Source organism: Burkholderia sp. AU31624, from assembly GCF_020420065.1.
In the GTDB taxonomy this organism is placed as follows: domain Bacteria; phylum Pseudomonadota; class Gammaproteobacteria; order Burkholderiales; family Burkholderiaceae; genus Burkholderia.
Map to the genome: position 1 here is coordinate 96,425 of NZ_JAIZRT010000005.1, position 17,793 is coordinate 114,217.

The 17,793-nt window shown below is 66.3% G+C and carries 15 protein-coding genes; 5 read left to right on the forward strand and 10 right to left on the reverse strand.

Translation table 11 applies throughout. The annotated features are described in order from the left end of the window. Positions 1 to 14 precede the first annotated feature (14 nt). Positions 15 to 1,031 (reverse strand): zinc-binding alcohol dehydrogenase family protein, encoded by a 1,017-nt coding sequence (locus tag LGM89_RS19485; protein ID WP_089494967.1) that lies wholly within the window; start codon positions 1,029 to 1,031, stop codon positions 15 to 17. Between the two features lie 122 nt (positions 1,032 to 1,153). Between LGM89_RS19485 and LGM89_RS19490 the strand changes: the two genes are divergently transcribed. Together LGM89_RS19490 and serB are read left to right on the forward strand one after the other, a co-directional pair. Continuing rightward, positions 1,154 to 2,095, forward strand: coding sequence for a LysR family transcriptional regulator (locus LGM89_RS19490; RefSeq protein WP_089494968.1), 942 nt, complete (start codon positions 1,154 to 1,156; stop codon positions 2,093 to 2,095). A gap of 166 nt (positions 2,096 to 2,261) precedes the next feature. Then, positions 2,262 to 3,107 (forward strand): phosphoserine phosphatase SerB, encoded by an 846-nt coding sequence (gene serB / locus LGM89_RS19495; protein WP_226273701.1) that lies wholly within the window; start codon positions 2,262 to 2,264, stop codon positions 3,105 to 3,107. An 87-nt stretch (positions 3,108 to 3,194) separates the two neighbouring features. Here serB and LGM89_RS19500 read toward each other — a convergent pair whose 3' ends face one another. The 4 genes from LGM89_RS19500 to rimO all read right to left on the reverse strand — a co-directional run bounded on the left by LGM89_RS19500 (position 3,195) and on the right by rimO (position 7,434). After that, positions 3,195 to 4,376, reverse strand: coding sequence for a cystathionine beta-lyase (locus LGM89_RS19500; protein WP_089494970.1), 1,182 nt, complete (start codon positions 4,374 to 4,376; stop codon positions 3,195 to 3,197). A 113-nt stretch (positions 4,377 to 4,489) separates the two neighbouring features. After that, positions 4,490 to 5,032 carry a hypothetical protein gene (locus LGM89_RS19505; protein WP_089494971.1) on the reverse strand — a complete coding sequence of 181 codons (543 nt, stop codon included), beginning with the start codon at positions 5,030 to 5,032 and terminating at the stop codon, positions 4,490 to 4,492. 110 nt (positions 5,033 to 5,142) lie between these two features. Beyond that, positions 5,143 to 6,069, reverse strand: a complete 927-nt coding sequence (locus LGM89_RS19510) for a sugar kinase (protein ID WP_226273702.1) — start codon at positions 6,067 to 6,069, stop codon at positions 5,143 to 5,145. A 3-nt stretch (positions 6,070 to 6,072) separates the two neighbouring features. Continuing rightward, positions 6,073 to 7,434, reverse strand: coding sequence for a 30S ribosomal protein S12 methylthiotransferase RimO (rimO, locus tag LGM89_RS19515; protein WP_226273703.1), 1,362 nt, complete (start codon positions 7,432 to 7,434; stop codon positions 6,073 to 6,075). An 833-nt stretch (positions 7,435 to 8,267) separates the two neighbouring features. On the opposite strand from rimO, the gene LGM89_RS19520 reads away from it, so the two are divergent. The 3 genes from LGM89_RS19520 (at position 8,268) to LGM89_RS19530 (ending at position 11,688) form a co-directional block, all read left to right on the forward strand. Next, positions 8,268 to 9,566, forward strand: coding sequence for a M16 family metallopeptidase (locus tag LGM89_RS19520; protein ID WP_226273704.1), 1,299 nt, complete (start codon positions 8,268 to 8,270; stop codon positions 9,564 to 9,566). After that, a complete protein-coding gene (locus LGM89_RS19525) occupies positions 9,566 to 10,912 on the forward strand; it encodes a M16 family metallopeptidase (RefSeq protein WP_226273705.1) in 1,347 nt (448 codons plus the stop codon). Before LGM89_RS19520 ends, LGM89_RS19525 begins: the two co-directional genes overlap by 1 nt. A gap of 527 nt (positions 10,913 to 11,439) precedes the next feature. Further along, positions 11,440 to 11,688, forward strand: coding sequence for a hypothetical protein (locus LGM89_RS19530; RefSeq protein WP_089440216.1), 249 nt, complete (start codon positions 11,440 to 11,442; stop codon positions 11,686 to 11,688). Positions 11,689 to 11,815: 127 nt separating this feature from the next. On the opposite strand, the gene LGM89_RS19535 is transcribed toward LGM89_RS19530, so the two are convergent. The 5 genes from LGM89_RS19535 to LGM89_RS19555 form a co-directional block, all read right to left on the reverse strand. Next, complete coding sequence (locus LGM89_RS19535; RefSeq protein WP_226273706.1) at positions 11,816 to 12,595, reverse strand: lysozyme inhibitor LprI family protein; 780 nt, start codon at positions 12,593 to 12,595, stop codon at positions 11,816 to 11,818. Between the two features lie 475 nt (positions 12,596 to 13,070). Beyond that, positions 13,071 to 13,637, reverse strand: coding sequence for a polyhydroxyalkanoate synthesis repressor PhaR (gene phaR, locus LGM89_RS19540; RefSeq protein WP_006485265.1), 567 nt, complete (start codon positions 13,635 to 13,637; stop codon positions 13,071 to 13,073). Between the two features lie 119 nt (positions 13,638 to 13,756). After that, the gene (locus tag LGM89_RS19545; RefSeq protein ID WP_027784565.1) at positions 13,757 to 14,497 is read right to left on the reverse strand and encodes a 3-ketoacyl-ACP reductase; all 741 of its coding nucleotides are present in this window, start codon (positions 14,495 to 14,497) and stop codon (positions 13,757 to 13,759) included. Between the two features lie 149 nt (positions 14,498 to 14,646). Then, complete coding sequence (locus LGM89_RS19550; protein WP_226273707.1) at positions 14,647 to 15,828, reverse strand: acetyl-CoA C-acetyltransferase; 1,182 nt, start codon at positions 15,826 to 15,828, stop codon at positions 14,647 to 14,649. 99 nt (positions 15,829 to 15,927) lie between these two features. After that, complete coding sequence (locus LGM89_RS19555) at positions 15,928 to 17,793, reverse strand: PHA/PHB synthase family protein (protein WP_089494978.1); 1,866 nt, start codon at positions 17,791 to 17,793, stop codon at positions 15,928 to 15,930.

Consider the following 17,793-nt stretch of genomic DNA (forward strand, 5'->3'; position numbering starts at 1 on the left):
CACGCGAGGCCGGCTCAGAAGCCGCTCAGCACGAGCTTGCCGATCGAACGCCCGGCCTCGAGCAGCTGGTGCGCGCGCCGCACGTTCGCCGCGTTGATCGTGCCGAGTTGTTCGCCGACCGTGGTGCGCAGCGTGCCGCCGTCGACGAGCCGCGCGACTTCGCCGAGGATCCGGTGCTGTTCGATCATGTCCGGCGTCTCGAACATGGCGCGCGTGAACATGAATTCCCAATGAAACGCCGCGCTCTTCGCCTTCAGCAGTTCGACCGGCACCGGCTTGTCGTTCTCGACGATCGTGCAAATGCCGCCCTGCGGCCGGATGACCTCCGCCGCGGCAGGAAAGTGACGATCCGTGTCGTTGAAAATCAGCACGTAGTCGACGTTCGGATACCCGGCCTCGCGCAGCTGCGCAGGCAGGTCGCCGAAATGGTCGACCACCGCGTCCGCGCCCAGCGAGCGCACCCACTCGGCCGACGCCGGCCGCGACGCGGTCGCGATCACGTGCAGCTTGCCGAGCGTCTTCGCGAGCTGGATCGCGATCGAACCCACGCCCCCCGCGCCGCCGATGATCAGCACCGACTTGCCGGCGTCCGCGCCCTGCGGCGACACACGCAGCCGGTCGAACAGCGCTTCCCACGCGGTCAGCGCGGTGAGCGGCAGCGCGGCGGATGCGGCGAAATCGAGCGTGCGCGGCTTCAGCGCGGCGATCCGCTCGTCGACCGTATGGAATTCGCTGTTCGCGCCCGGCCGCGTGATGCTGCCCGCGTAGAACACTTCGTCGCCGGGCCGGAACAGCGTGACGTCGGCGCCGACCGCGACCACCGTGCCGGCCGCATCCCAGCCGAGCACGCGCGGCGTGTCCTCGACCTGCGGCTTCGGCGCGCGCACCTTGAAGTCCACCGGGTTCACGGAAATCGCCTCGACCTTCACGAGCAGGTCGCGCGGGCCCGGCACGGGCTGCGGCAGCTCCACGTCGAGCAGCGCTTGCGGGTCGTCGATCGGCAGATAACGGGTCAGTCCAACGGCTTTCATCACGACACTCCTTCAGGAAATCCTGTGGGCCGCGGCGCAGCCCCATGAACGTCATCGTAGGCAACCCGATCATTCGAGAAAAGCGCTATATTTCCTGAAACATTTTCAGGAATTTCAGAATAATGGCCTCCGATCCGATTCCGGCCCCCGACAAGCCACTCGACCTGCTCGACGTCGCGCTGTTCGTGCGCGCGGCGCTGCTCGCGAACGTCACCGCCGCCGGCCGTGAATTCGGTGTCTCGGCCGCGGTCGCGAGCGCGCGCATCGCGCAGCTCGAACGCCAGCTCGGCGCGCGGTTGCTGCACCGCACCACGCGCCGCATCAGCCTCACGCAGGACGGCGAAGTCTTCATGGCGCACGCCGACACACTGCTGTCGGCCGCCGATGCCGCGCGCGCATCGGTCGGCCACGGCCGCTCCGAGCCGTACGGGCGGCTGAAGGTGTCGATGTCGTCGTCGTTCGGCCGCCAGCATGTCGCGCCGGTGATTCCCGCGTTCCTGCGCCGCTATCCGTCCGTGTCGCTCGACCTGCGGCTGTCGGACGAGATCGTCGACCTCGTCGACGACGGCTACGACGTCGCGATCCGCCTCGGCGCGCTGAAGGATTCGACGCTCGTCGCGCGCAAGCTCGCCACGAACCGCCGCGTGCTGTGCTGCTCGCCCGCGTATCTCGCCGAACACGGCACGCCGCGCCATCCGGCCGACCTCGCGCGGCACGAGTGCGTGATCCTCGGCGACCAGCGCGACTGGTCGTTCGCCACGCCGCAAGGCCCGCTCACCGTGCGGGTGGGCGGCCGGCTCGTCGCGAGCAACGGCGAGGCGATCCGCGAAGCACTCGTCGACGGCTTCGGGATCGCGATCAAGTCGACCTGGGACGTCGGCCCGCTGCTCGCGAGCGGCGCGCTCGTCACGGTGCTCGACGACTATCCGTTCGCGGAAGACATCGCGATCTGGGCCGTCTACCCGAGCCGCGCGCACGTTCCGCTGAAGACGCTCGCCTTCATCACGTTCCTGGCCGAGCATTTCGGCGATCCGCCGTACTGGGATCGCGCGGACGGGCCATGACCGTCCCGCCGCGCACGCTTTCGATCCGCCCCTGCCGCCGCGTGCGGCCAACCGGCTACAATGGCGCGTTCGCCACGCAAGGGCCCGACGCCGGACGGGGCCCGCATCGGCAGGCGGCTGCCCGTTGGCCGCAGACGCATTTCATTCGCTTCCCAACCATCCCGTCATGACCCACAACCTCGTCATCCAGAGTCTTGCGCCGCTGTCGGACACCCATCACAAACCGCTGCTCGCGCTGTCGCGCGGCACCCGCATCGTGCAGACCGACGATCATGCGCTGCGGATCGACAACGCGAACCCGGCGCAGCGCCTCGACATCGATGCCTACTGCGGCACGCACGCGCTCGACTTCGCGTTCGTCGAGGCCGGCCTCTCGCTCGGCGATTTCGGGCTCGCCGTGATGGACATGGATTCGACGCTGATCACGATCGAGTGCATCGACGAGATCGCCGATTTCTGCGGGCTGAAAACGCAGGTCGCCGAGATCACCGAAGCGTCGATGCGCGGCGAGATCCGCGACTTCAACGAAAGCCTCACGCGCCGCGTCGCGCTGCTGGCCGGGCTCGACGCGCACGCGCTCGAACGCGTGTACGAGGAACGGCTGCAACTGTCGCCGGGCGCCGAGCAGATGCTCGCCGGCGTGAAGGCCGCCGGCATGAAGACGCTGCTCGTGTCGGGCGGCTTCACGTTCTTCACCGAACGGCTGAAGGCGCGCCTCGGCCTCGACTACGCGCATGCGAACACGCTCGAGATCGTCGACGGCAAGCTGACCGGCAAGGTGCTCGGCGAGATCGTCAACGCCGACGTGAAGGCGCGTCTGCTGCGCGAGACGTGCGCGTCGCTCGGCCTCGAGCCGCGCCGCGCAATCGCGATGGGCGACGGCTCGAACGACCTGAAGATGATGGCCGAAGCCGGGCTGTCGGTCGCGTACCACGCGAAGCCCGTCGTGCGCGATGCGGCGACGGTCGCGTTCGATCACGTCGGCCTCGACGGGCTGCTGCGACTGTTCTGATCCCGCGGCAGCCGAAATGAAAAACGCCGGCGCGATGCAACATCGCGCCGGCGTCTTGTTTTTCTGCCGAACGTTGTCGGCGCGCGATCAGCCCAGCGCAGCCTGCAGCGCGCGCTCGATGTCCGCACGCAGGTCGGTTTCGTCTTCCAGGCCGACATAGAAACGCACCAGCGTGCCGCGATGCGCCCAGTCCGGACGCATCGACGCGACGTCGTAAGGCATCGCGAGGCTACATGCGCCGCCCCAACTCCAGCCGATCGCGAACAGCTCGAGCGACTCGACGAAGCGGTCGACCTGCTCCGCACTGTAGCGTTCGTCGAACACCACCGAGAACAACCCGCCCGCGCCGGTGAAATCGCGCATGAACGACGCGTGCCCCGGGCAATCGGCGATCTGCGGGTGCAGTACCGCCGCGATCTCCGGCCGCGCCTTCAGCCATTGCGCGAGCGCAAGCGCGCTCTTGCTGTGCGCGTCGAAACGCACCTGCATGCTCGGCAGGCTGCGCAGCACGAGCGAGCAATCGTCGACCGACACGCCGATGCCGCAGCGCATCCGCGCGAGCTTCAGCTGCGCATGCAGCGCCGCGTTCGCGGTGATCGTCGCCCCCATCAGTACGTCGCTGCCGCCCGACTGGTACTTGGTCAGCGCCTGCACCGAGATGTCGACGCCGTGTTCGAACGGCTTGAACGCGAGCCCGGCCGAAAAGGTGTTGTCGATCGCGGTGACGATGCCGCGCGCCTTCGCGGCCGCCGTGATCGCCTGCACGTCCGGCACTTCCATCGTCACCGAGCCGGGCGCCTCGATCCAGATCAGCCGCGTGTTCGGCTGGATCAGGTCGGCGATGCCGGCGCCGATCAGCGGATCGTAGAAGCGCGCGGTGATGCCGAAATCCTTCGCCAGCCAGTTACCGAAATCGGCGTTCGGCCCGTACACGTTGTGCGGAATCAGCACGTCGTCGCCGGCTTTCACGATCCCGAAGTAGACATTCATGATCGCCGCGAGGCCCGAAGGCTGCAGCAGCGCATGCGTGCCGCCCTCGATCTCGGCCAGCCGCTGCGCGAGCGCGAGCGACGTCGGCGTCGCATGCAGGCCGTAGCGCCACTGGTTGTCGTTGTGCCAGACGAGCGCACGCATCGTCGCGAGATCGGGAAACACGACCGTCGACGCGCGCGCGACCGGCGGCACGAACGAACGGAAGCCTTCCGGGATCACGTCGTCGGGTTGAACGATGCGGGTTTGCAGTGCGCGCTTGGGAGTGGATGCAGTCATGACGGGAAGCCGGGCACGAGGCCGTTCGGTTGCGGAATATGCAGCTAGATTAGCCAAAATCGGCGCAATTGGCCCGGTACAATGCGCGCCGCGCGCACCGAGCCAGCGCGGGTTCAGTCGTCGGTGCGCAGGTTGACGACGCCGCCCACCGTCTCGATTTCCTGTACGCGGCCGTCGCGCACCTGCAGCGCCGCACGCTTGCCCGGCGCGAGACGCAGCACGACGGGCTGCGGATCCGACTCGTCCGAATTCATCCGGTCGGCCTTCAGGGCACCCGTCGCGTCGAAGCGGCCGATCCACACGCCCGTGATGTTCGTGCCGTCGTTCGATTCCTCGATTTCGAGCGTGTCGCCGTCGCGATCGCCCGCGAGCAGCACGACCTCGCCCGTATCGGCGAACTGGTATTCGCCGTGCACGCCTTCCTCGTCCGTCTTCGGGCCGAGATGCACGACGATCGGCCGGTCACCGAGCGTGCCTTCGTAGCGCGGCAGGCGGGCGAACTCGGGATTCGGCTTCAGCGGCCGCGCCATGGCCGGTTCATCCTGCTGCGCGCCCGGCGTGGCGGCCTGCGCTGCCGAGACGCCCGGCATCGCCATGCCCGCCGCCAGCGCGCCCGCGACGACGAGCGCCCGTTGCCATTGCGAATATCGACCCACCGTGTGTTGCTCCTTGCTTCAGATTCGCTCGAAAACCGCGGCGATGCCCTGCCCGCCGCCCATGCACATCGTCACGAGCGCATTGCCGTGGCCGGCATGCGCATGGCGCGTCAGCCCTGCATCAGGCGCTCCACCGCATCGCGGTGCGGAATCGGCGCAACCGCGCCGTAGCCCGTCGTCGACAGCGCCGCCGCGGCGTTCGCATAACGCGCTGCCGCGAACGGATCGTCGCCCGCGACGATCCGCGCGACGAAGGCCCCGCCGAAGCAGTCGCCCGCGCCCGTCGCGTCGACGGCTTCGACCGCGAAGCCCGGCACGACGCGCCGTTCGTTCGGCGTCGCCACGTAAGCGCCTTCCTTGCCGAGCTTCAACGCGACGACCTGCGGCCCGTGTTCGAGCATCGCATCGACGATCGCATCGCGATCGTTCGCGCCCGTGAGTGCCGTCACGTCGTCCCAGCTGGGCAGGCAGATGTCGGTCTGGCGCAGCGCCTCACGCATCACCGCGCGGGCGCGCGGCAGCGGCCACAGCTTCAGCCGCAGGTTCGTGTCGAAGCTGACCTTCGCGCCGTGGCGGCGCGCGTGGTCGATTGCCGCGAATGCGGCGTCGCACGCGGCCGTGCTGATCGCGAGGCTGATGCCCGACAGGTGCACGGCTTTCGCGGCAGCCAGCGCATCGAGCGGCAGATCACCCGTTGCATAACGGCTCGCCGCCGAGCCCGCGCGCAGGTAGTCGAACTGGTGACCGTCGGCGCCGTGCGTGACGAAGTACACGCCGGTCGGCGCCGCGCGGTCGATCCGCACGTACGTCGTGTCGACGCGTTCCGCGCGCCACATGTCGGCCAGCAGGCGGCCGAACGGATCGTCGCCGATCGCCGACACGAAGCCCGTCGACGCGCCCTGGCGCGCGGCGGCGATGCAGAAGTTCGACGTGTCGCCGCCGAAGCCTTGCAGGAATTCAGGCCGGCCCGGCTGCGACTGGTTGAACTCGATCATCGCCTCGCCGAGCGCGAGGATCTCCGGAAATGCGGCGGCCATCGCTTACACCTCGCCCCACAGATCGTGGCCGTCGGCGCCCGTGATCTTCACGGACACGAAATCGCCGACCTTGTAGCGCTTCGATGCCTTCGCCGCCGGCTCGACATAGACGACGCCGTCGATCTCCGGCGCATCGGCGGCCGTGCGGCCGATCCCGCCTTCGTCGCTGACTTCGTCGATCAGGACCTTGAGCGTCTTGCCGACCTTGCGCTGGATGCGGTTCGCCGACACTTCCTCGGCGACTTCCATGAAGCGCGCGCGGCGTTCCTCGCGGACTTCATCCGGAAGCGCGCCGTCGAGTTCGTTCGCGGTCGCGCCTTCGACCGGCGAGTAAGCAAAGCAGCCGACGCGATCGAGTTCCGCCTCGCGGATGAAGTCGAGCAGCGTTTCGAACTGCGCTTCCGTCTCGCCGGGGAAGCCCGCGATGAACGTGCTGCGAATCGTCAGGTCCGGGCAGATCTCGCGCCACTTCTGCACGCGCTCGAGCACCTTCTCGGCGTTCGCCGGACGTTTCATGCGCTTCAGCACTTCCGGGTGCGCGTGCTGGAACGGCACGTCGAGGTACGGCAGCACGTGGCCCTTGAACGGGCCTTCAGCCATCAACGGAATCACTTCGTCGACGCTCGGATACGGATACACGTAGTGCAGGCGCACCCATGCGCCATACTGCGCGGCGAGTTCGCCGAGCGCGGCGACCAGGTCGGACATGCGCGTCTTGATCGGCTTGCCGTTCCAGAAGCCCGTGCGGTACTTCACGTCGACGCCGTACGCGCTCGTGTCCTGCGAGATCACGAGCAGTTCCTTCACGCCCGACTTGAACAGGTTCTCGGCTTCCAGCATCACTTCGGCGACCGGGCGCGACACGAGGTCGCCGCGCATCGACGGGATGATGCAGAACGTGCAGCGGTGGTTGCAGCCTTCGGAGATCTTCAGGTATGCGTAGTGGCGCGGCGTGAGCTTGATGCCGGCGGCAGGCACGAGATCGGTGAACGGGTCGTGCGGCTTCGGCAGGTGCGAATGCACGGCCTGCATCACTTCGCCCACTGCGTGCGGGCCGGTGACGGCGAGCACCTTCGGGTGGACTTCCTCGATCAGGTTCGACCCGCTGGCGCTCGACTTGGCGCCGAGACAACCGGTGACGATCACCTTGCCGTTCTCGGTCAGCGCTTCGCCGATCGCGTCGAGGCTTTCCTGCACGGCTTCGTCGATGAAGCCGCAGGTGTTCACGACGACGAGGTCGGCACCGTCGTAGGTGCCGGAGATTTCATAACCTTCGGCGCGCAGTTGCGTGATGATCTGTTCGGAGTCGACGAGCGCCTTCGGGCACCCGAGGGATACGAACCCTACTTTGGGGGATTGGGACATCTGGAATGTGGGGGCGTGGCAGCAAAAGCGTGAGTTTACAGCCATTTAGGGGTGGCGAGGCAAAACAGGCGATCGGCGGCGGCATCGACAGTCGAATCGGATGCACGACGCGCCGGCGGGCCGTCATGCGACGGCTGCCCGATGCGCCCCTTTCACTTTGAAACGGTGCATTGCCGCGCGACCCGCTCACGCGATGTCCGAAACCAACGCATTTGAAGCGCTGATGGCGCCGCGCTTCCTTTGATCCCGGTGAGACTCTCGATCGAGCGGAAGGCAAAGCGCACCTGCATGCACGATCTTTCATGGCCGGGGCCTGCCGACGAGTGCGCCGGCTCTGCCCCAAACATTCGAACTCGTCTCATTTCACGATAATGGGGCGCAAAGTAGCATTGCGCATGCGTCGCCCTGCCCCTCGGCTGCACTGCCGCATGGGGTGAAATCTGGCGCATCGGCTTCCTCCCGACGTCGTTTGCCGGCAAACCCAAGGACGATGCGCCACTGAAGAAGTCCAGGCCCGACAATCGCTTTCAGGTGATCTGCACGTTCAACGGGGATCGCGCCGTCCGTCGCTACACGTCGACGGTCAAGCAACGTACGGCCGTCGACGAACGCATCACGGCTGCGACGCCCCCGCAACGCGCCATCGGTCTACACGCATCGAAAAGTATGAAAAACTTCACGCTCGCCGCGCTCGACGCATCGCAGTCAACTGACCGCCGGGCCGGCACCCGATCTTCCGCGTTCATCCTGCCTATACAAAAGGACGCTACATGTCAGTACGACGTTTGATATACACGTGGCTCTCGCTGTGCCCGTTGATTGCAGGCACGGCGATGGCCCAACCCGTCGAGGTACCGGGCTTTACCCACGTGCGCTCCCTGGGCGGCATCGACGAATACCGTCTGGAGGCCAACGGCCTTACCGTGCTTGCCGCGCCCGATTCCGCTGCGACGGTGGTCAGTTTCCAGGTGTTGTACCGGGTGGGTTCACGCAACGAAGCCGCGGGCACGACCGGCGACACTCACCTGCTCGAGCACCTGATGTTCAAGGGCAGCCAGCACTACAACAAGGCGCTCGGCAATGCACTGAACAGCTACATGGAGCGAGTGGGCGCGTCCTTCAACGCCACCACTTCGATGGACCGCACCAACTACTTCGGCACGCTCGGGCGCGATGCGCTGGAAGGCTACATCGCGATCGAGGCCGACCGCATGCGCAACCTCCTGCTGCGCCCGGAAGACCTGGCCAGCGAGATGACGGTGGTACGCAACGAGTACGAGCGAGGCGAGAACAGTCCTTTCACCGCCTTGTTCCAGCAGGTCATGGCCACGGCTTACCAGGCGCATCCCTACCACCATCCCACCATCGGCTGGCGTAGCGACATCGAGCATGCGAGCGTGGACAAGCTGCGCCGTTTCTACGACACGTTCTACTGGCCGGACAACGCCACCGTCATCCTGGTCGGCGATTTCCGGCCGGACCAGGCGTTGGGGTGGGTCAGGCAGTATTACGGCGGCATCCCGCGCGCGCCCCAGGCCATTCCCGCCGTCACGACCGAAGAGCCGCCGCAGCAGGGGCCGCGACGGCTGGTGCTCAAACGCGCGGGCGCAACGGGCAGTCTGATCATCGCCTTCAAGGGGCCGCGCGCGCTCGATCCGGATGCGCCTGCGTTGACCGTACTGGGCCTGGTATTGAGCCAGGGCAAGAGCAGCCGGCTGTACCGCGCACTGGTCGACACGACGGTTGCCACGCAAGCCGGCGCCGGCTTCCATGCACTGCGCGATCCCGGCCCGTTCGTCGTGACGATCAGCCTGCCGCCCGACGCGAAACACGAGCAGGCCGAGAAAATCGCCTGGACCGAACTGGAGCGGATCAAGACCGAGGGCGTCACTCGCGAGGATATCCAGCGGGTGCTCGGCCCTTACCGGGCCGATCAGGTCTACCAGCGTGACGGCGTCCGCGCGACGTCCGCCCGATTGGGCAACGCGGTCTCGCAGGGCGACTGGACACGGTTCGTCACCGAGCTCGAAGAACTCGAAAAGGTGACGCCCGCCGACGTGCAGCGCGTCGCCCGCAAGTACCTCGTTGAAAACCAGAGCACCACCGGCTGGTTCGTCCCGGAGAAATCGTGATGAAGCATGTTCGTTTCAACCCTCTGCGGACGTGGTTCGTGTGGTTCGCCATGCTGTGCCTGCCTGTTGCGGCTCAGGCAGGCATCGCCGACCGTATCGTGCGCGCCCAGGCCGGCAGCATCACGCTATTGACCTATTCGATGTCGCCGCAGGAAATGGTGTCCGTGACCGGAGTGATGCCCCTGGGCGATGCCGACACGGCCAGCAAGGCGGCCAATCCCGCCGTGCCGTTGCTGACCGGCATGTTGCTGCAGGAGGGCACCACCCGTCGCGACAAGGTGGCCATCTCCGCGCTGCTGGAAAGCCTGGGCGCCCAGTTGTCGTTCCAGACCGACGGCGGCTATGTCGGCATACACGGCCAAAGCCTGACCAAGGATTTGCCGACGCTGATCGACCTGATGGCCGAGCAGTTGCGCCTGCCGGCCTTCAAGCCGGAGGAGCTGGCCAAGGCCAAGAGCCGGCTGGAGGCCGCGGTCCGTCACGCCGGAGAAAACCCGTCGGTTCGGGCCACCGAGGCGCTGGATCGTTCCATTTACCCCGCTGCCCACCTCAACGCACCGGTGCCACGCGAACGGATGCTCGACGCAATCGCCGCTGCCACGCTGAACGACATCAAGGCCTTTCATCAAGCCTATTACGGGCCCGCCCACATGACGCTCGTCGTGGTCGGCGGCGCGGACCCTCGCCGCCTGCAGTCCATGGTGACCGAAGCCTTCGCGGGCTGGAGCGGGGGCCGGGCACTCGTGCGACAGGGCCCGCCACGCAAGGCAAGCCGGCCCGACACGCAGCGCATCGCCATGGGGGACAAGGAATCCGTCAGCGTGATGCTGGGTCAGGCCATCGACCTGCGCGCCAACGATGCCGACTATCTGCCCCTCAGCGCGGGTGTCAACATCCTGGGCAACGGCTTCACCGGCCGCCTGATGGCAGGAGTCCGCGACAAGGAAGGCCTGACCTATGGCATCCGCGCCGGCCTGTCCGGGCTCTCCCTGATGGACGGCGGATTCGTCATCACCAGCAGCTTCGCCCCGCCCCTGCTGAACAAGGGCGTCGCCAGCACGCGCCGGATTCTGGATGCCTGGTGGAAACAGGGCGTGACCCAAGCGGAACTGGATGCACGCAAGGACGGCATGATCGGCCGCCATCAAGTCGCGATGGAAACCACCGGGCAGATGGCCGCCATGATCGCCCAGACGGTGCTCCAGGATCGCCCGCTGAGCGACCTGGACACCTATCCCGAGCGCGTCCGCGCGTTGACCGTCGAGCAGGTCAACACCGCCATCCGCAGGTACCTGGCCCCCGACAAGATGACGTTGGTGGAAGCAGGCACGTTTGCGGAGAAATAACCGCCGCCTCGCTTCGTGCCGTGCCCCGCCCGGCTTCGGCCGGGCCGCTGCCATTGCACGATCGTGCGTGCGCCTGCGCTTCGCAGAACGCCACCGGATGCACCTTCGCGCCGATGGTCGCACTCACCGACTGGTCTTGATCATCCGCGCCGGTCGCCCAGTCCTTGCTCTGGCTGCCGATCCGTGCACGATGACATGGATCGCGCCGAAACACGCATGGGAAACATGCGTGCCGCTCACGTCGGTTTGATGCGGGATGACGGGCTGTCGGCTTACCGTCAACGCCACGTGCGGCAAGATGCGTGGCCACTTCCCGAACGACGAGGCGGCGATCAAGCTGCTCTGGCTGGGGCTGCACAACGGGCTGGCCAGGACCGTGCAGTCCGCCTTCGACTGGAAATCGGCGAAGTGACGGGATCCACGCGCACGCGTCACTTCCCGACAATTCCGGCGGAACCGCGCCGTCGCTATGCGAAAATCGCAGCGTCCACGCTCTTCCCTCTCTTCCATTACCCAACGGGGCTCGCATGACCACCCACATCACGATCGAATTCACCGAACACGCAGCCGAAACCATTGGCGAGCAAACCAGCACGAGTTTCTCCTACGACCAGGGCGCGCACGTGCCGCAACCGGGCGACTTCGTCGAGCTCGAGAATTCGCGACAGACGTTCCTCGTGATCGGCCGCGTGTTTTCGCTCAAGGCGAACTACTGCGCGGTCAAGCTCGTGCTCGATCTGCCGCCGCACGACGACGAGCAAGGATTCCCGGCATAAGACAAGCCGGGCCGGTAACGTCGGCCATTGCGCACACCTGGCCCGCCTCGTAGTGAACCGCCAATCGCGAGCACGTAAAAACGCCCGCCGAAGCGGGCCCACACAACAGACCAATCCAATCCGGCGCTCACGGAAACTTCGCAGCGGTCAAGCAGCGCTCGAACCACAAAGCATCGTCGCCATCGCCGATCGGCCACATTTCCGCATCGAGTTGCGGCAGCCCCGCTACCGGCGCTGACGCGTGGTTATCGCCACCGGATGCCCCCGCACGCATCCACGCCGATTGCGCGCCACCGGTGTCGCACGCACTCCCATGGGCCTGCGCTTCGCAATACGCAACGGGTCGCACCTTCCCGCCATCAGCCGTGCTCACCGACCGGTACTGATAGACCGCCCCGGTCGCCCAGTCCTCGCTCTGGCTGCAGACCCGCGCACGATGCTGCACATGGACCGCGCCGAAACATGCGTAGGAAACGTGCGCGCCAGTCGCATCGTCGGGAATGAAGTCGCAGTTTGCATCGAAACCGGTAAGCGGGCCGCCCGTGTATTTCGCGAGCCACTGGCGCTCGGCCTGCGCGCGCGCGATCAACCCTTTGTTCGATTGATCGGCCAGTACGGCGGTGCGCCGATCGATTGCCTTGCGCACTTCGTCGACGGCGAGCGGACGACCCTCGTAATCGGCGTCGAGACGATTGTTGCGCGCGCTGATCCAGCGGCGCTGGCTGCGTACCAGCATGTCGCGGGTCGCCGTGTCCGGTGCAGCCTTCAGCGCACCCGTGTACGCCGAATTCATCCGCGCGTCGGCTGCGCGCAGGATGGAGCTCGCGCAGATGCGCTTCTCGATCGACTGCACGGTTTTCGCGCAGTCCATCGCAAAGGCAGGCACCGCCATGCCAACGCCCAGCATGAACATCGAAGCTAAACCAGCCAGCCGGCCGGCTGGTGCCACTCGAATCCCACGCATGCTTTCTCTCAGTCGGTTTTTTCTTGGTCGCATTGCCTCGACGCGGCATCGCGAATCACGGCCTGTCGTGCCCGGGCGGCGTCATTGCATTTCGCCGAACGCAGCTTCCACGCCACACCGCGCAGCGCCGCTCATGGTACGCGTGCCCGCACGAACGCGCACCATGAGGCACGACACGCCCCGGTATTTCTTCGCAAGTGACGGGATCTCGATCGACTGAACGACGGCCACGCACGCCCGAACCCGGGATGCGCATTCGGTGCCGACGGTCATGAACGACCGTCGGCGAGAGGATCCGGCAGGCGGCGGCCACACACATCGTCGCGCCCGAATGCACGATCGGCCGACCCGCGCCGCGCCGCTTCGCGGCACCGACGCCCGGCGGGTTGCCCGCCGCGGTCGGCCTGCCGCGAGACCGTTACTTCTTTTCCGGCTCCGACGCGCCCGGCTGCTTGAACGGGAACGTGCTGAACATCGACTTCGCCTGGTTCTGCATCTGCTCCTGCATCTGCACGAACATGTTCTTCGACTGCTCGATGTAGCTGGTCATCATCCCTTGCATCATCGGCGCCTGCATGTTCATGAACTGCGACCAGACTTCCGGATTCATCGCATTGCCTTCGTACAGGTTCTTCGACTGATCCGCGAGCTTGTTCTGGATGTCGATGAACGCCTGGATGTTCTTTTCCAGGTACGTGCCCATCATGCCCTGCATCGCATGCCCGTAGAAACGGATGATCTGCGACAGCATCGACGACGAGAACATCGGCACGCCGCCGCTTTCCTCTTCGAGGATGATCTGCAGGAGGATGCTGCGCGTCAGGTCTTCGTTGGATTTCGCATCGACGACCTTGAAGTCCTCCTGCTCCAGCACGAGTTGCTTCACGTCGGTCAGCGTAATGTACGTGCTTGTCTCGGTATCGTAGAGCCGACGGTTCGGGTACTTCTTGATGAGCCGTTCGGCCGTCTTCTTTGTAGTAGTCATGTAACGCCTTTGAGTGCAGCGTAGCGGAAGTGACGAATCCCCGCCGCCCGAATCCGGGAGGCGGGGGCCTTCGGAAAACGTCCGGCTGCGCGGCCACCCGGCCCGCGCAGCGCGGACGCTCAGCCCATGTGCAGGCCGCCGTTCAGCGAGAAGTCTGCGCCCGTCGCGAAACCGGAATCGTTCGACGCGAGCCACGCGACGATCGAACCGATTTCCTCCGGCCCGCCGAGACGCCGCACCGGGATCGTCGCGACGATCTTCTCGAGCACGTCCGGGCGAATCGCCTTCACCATGTCGGTGCCGATGTAGCCCGGCGACACGGTGTTGACCGTCACGCCCTTCGTCGCGACTTCCTGGGCGAGCGACATCGTGAAGCCGTGGATACCGGCCTTCGCGGTCGAGTAGTTGGTCTGGCCGAACTGCCCTTTCTGGCCGTTCACCGACGAAATGTTGATGATCCGGCCCCAGCCGCGTTCGACCATCCCGTCGATCACCTGCTTCGTCACGTTGAACAGGCTCGTCAGGTTGGTGTCGATCACGGCGGTCCAGTCTTCGTGCGTCATCTTGCGGAACACGACATCGCGCGTGATGCCCGCGTTGTTGACCAGCACGTCGATCTCGCCGACTTCGGCCTTGACCTTGTCGAACGCTTCCTTGGTCGAGTCCCAGTCGCCGACGTTGCCTTCCGACGCGATGAAATCGTACCCGAGCGCCTTCTGCTCCTCGAGCCATTTCACCCGGCGCGGCGAGTTCGGGCCGCAACCTGCGACCACCTTGAAGCCGTCTTTCGACAGGCGCTGGCAGATGCTGGTGCCGATGCCGCCCATCCCGCCCGTTACGTACGCAATTCGCTGAGACATAAATCTCACTCCATTTTTTGGTTTCGAGAGCTGCCGGAGGCCCCCTCTGACTTCACGTGACGCCGACCGAAGCCGCAATCGGCCGGCACACGAATTCGGTTCGCTTGTGGCGAATGACCGCTGACGGACAGCCGCTTACGGAGGGCCGCTTACGGACGCTCGACCGCGAGCGCGACCCCCATCCCGCCGCCGATGCACAGCGACGCCAGCCCGCGCTTCGCATCGCGCCTGGCCATCTCGTGCAGCAGCGTCACCAGGATCCGGCAGCCCGACGCGCCGATCGGGTGCCCGATCGCGATCGCCCCGCCGTTCACGTTCACCTTCGACGTGTCCCAGCCCATCTGCTTGTGCACCGCCAGCGCCTGCGCCGCGAATGCCTCGTTGATTTCCATCAGGTCCAGGTCGCCCGGCGTCCAGCCCGCTCGCTCCAGGCACCGGCGCGATGCCGGCACCGGGCCCATCCCCATCACGCTCGGATCCACGCCCGCGTTCGCGTACGCCTTGATCCGCGCCAGCGGCGTCAGGCCCAGTGCCGCCGCCTTCTGCGCCGACATCACCAGCACCGCCGCCGCGCCGTCGTTCAGCCCCGACGCGTTCGCCGCCGTCACCGAGCCGTCCTTCGAGAACGCCGGCTTCAGCCCGGCCAGCGATTCCGCCGTCACACCGTGACGCACGAATTCATCGGTGGCGAACTGCAGCGGCTCGCCCTTGCGTTGCGGAATCACCACCGGCACGATCTCGTCGTCGAAGCGGCCGGCCTTCTGCGCGGCTTCCGCCTTGTTCTGCGACAGCGCCGCGAACGCGTCCTGCTCTTCGCGCGTGATCCCGTATTCCTTCGCGACGTTCTCCGCCGTGATGCCCATGTGGTACTGGTTGTACACGTCCCACAGGCCGTCGACGATCATCGTGTCGACCAGCTTCGCATCCCCCATCCGGAACCCGTCGCGCGAGCCCGGCAGCACGTGCGGCGACGCGCTCATGTTCTCCTGGCCGCCTGCGATCACGATGTCCGCGTCGCCCGCGACGATCGCGTTCGCCGCCAGCATCACGGCCTTCAGGCCCGAGCCGCACACCTTGTTGATCGTCATCCCCGGCACTGCCGTCGGCAGCCCGGCCTTGATCAGCGACTGCCGCGCCGGGTTCTGCCCGGAACCGGCCGTCAGCACCTGGCCCATGATCACTTCGCTGACCTGCTCGGGCTTCACGCCCGCACGCTCCAGCACCGCGCGGATCACCGTCGCGCCCAGCTCGGGCGCCGCAATCTTCGCAAGCGAACCGCCGAATTTGCCGACCGCGGTCCGCGCGGCCGATACGATCACTACGTCCGTCATTTCCCTTTCCTCCAGGCCCGCACGACACGGCGCATCGCTACCGGCCCTGTTAAAAAAACTGCGGTGCACCGGACAGCCTGCGCCGCTGTCCGGTTTTCGTCAATCGCGCTGCAATACGTAGCGGCCCGGCGCCGGCTCGATCACCGGGAACTGCGCGGTACCGGGCTGGGCAGGCGGCTCCACCTTGCGGCCGCCGTACTGGTCGAGCCATTCGACCCAGGTCGTCCACCAGCTTCCCGGGTGCTCGGTTGCACTGGCGAACCAGTCGTCCGCCGATTCGGGCAGGTCGCTGTCGTTGACCCAGTAGCTGCGCTTCTTCTTCGCCGGCGGATTGATCACGCCCGCGATGTGCCCCGACGCGCCGAGCACGAACTTCAGCGGGCCCGACAGGATCGACGTCGACGCATAGGCCGTCTGCCACGGCACGATGTGATCCTCGCGCGAACCGTAGATGAAGGTCGGCACGTCGATCAGCGTCAGGTCCACCGATTCGCCGCACACGGTCAGCGCGCCCGGTTCGCGCAACTTGTTCTCGAGATAGGTATTGCGCAGGTACCACGCGTACATCGGGCCCGGCAGGCTCGTCGAATCGCTGTTCCAGTACAGCAGGTCGAACGGCGCCGGCGTGCGGCCCTTCAGGTAGTTGTCGACGACGTAGTTCCACACGAGGTCGTTCGGCCGCAGGAACGAGAACGTGTTCGCGAATTCGACGCCGCGCATCAGCCCCGGCTGCGCGCCGTTCTTGCCGCCGATGGTCTGCTCGCGCATCTGCACGTGCGCCTCGTCGACGAACACGTCGAGAATGCCGGTGTCGGTGAAGTCGAGCATCGCGGTGAGCAGCGTCATCGACGCGGCCGGATGTTCGCCGCGCGCGGCAAGCACCGCGAGCGCGGTCGCGAGCATCGTGCCGCCGACGCAGAAGCCGAGCGTGTTGATCTGCTCGCGGCCGCTCACCTGCTGCACGGCGTCGATCGCCGCGAGCAGCCCTTCGTTCATGTAGTCGTCCCACGTCTTGTGCGCGACCGATGCGTCCGCGTTGCGCCACGACACGAGGAACACCTGATGGCCGTTCGACAGCGCATGCGCGACGAGCGAATTCTCGGGCTGCAGGTCGAGGATGTAGAACTTGTTGATGCAAGGCGGCACGATCAGCAGCGGCCGCTCGAACACCTTGTCCGTCTTCGGCGTGTACTGGATCAGCTGGATCAGGTCGTTCTCGTAGACGACCGCGCCTTCAGTACACCCGAGGTTCTTGCCGACCACGAACTGCGATTCGTCGGTCTGCGAAATCTTGCCGCGCTGCATGTCGCCGAGCAGGTTCATCATCCCTTGCCGCAGGCTTTCGCCCTGCGTTTCGAGGATCGATTTCTGCGCGTCGGGATTGAGTGCGAGGAAGTTGCTCGGCGCGGCTGCGGCCGTCCATTGCTGGACCGTGAAACGAATGCGCTCGCGCGTCTTCGGATCGGTCTGCAGCGCATCGGCCAGTTCCTGCAGATAGCGCGCGTTGAGCAGATACCAGGCCGCCGCGAACGCATGCGCCGGCGACGCCTTCCACGCATCGCCGCTGAAACGGCGGTCCTTCAGCTCGGGCGACTCCAGCTTCGCCGCGGCCGCCTGCTGCATCAGCGCCATGCAATCGCGCGCGTAGTCGGCCTGCAACGCCTGCAGCCGCTCGGGCGGAATCGCGGCGGCCGGCAGCTTCAACCCGGCGAACGGCGACGCCATCGCGCCGAAATCGGGCATCGACGGCATCTGGAACGGGAACGATGTCGGAAACTGGAATGTGGCGAACGGATTCACGGTGGCCGACGCAGTCGCGGCGCGTGCCGGATCCGCAAAACCGCGCCACGCGTTCAACCACGACTCGAACATCTGCTGCATCGGCTGGGCGGCCGGATCGAAACCAATGCTGCCCGGGGAAGTGCCCGCCTGAGCGGACGTCGACGATTTTTTCGATGCTGTCAT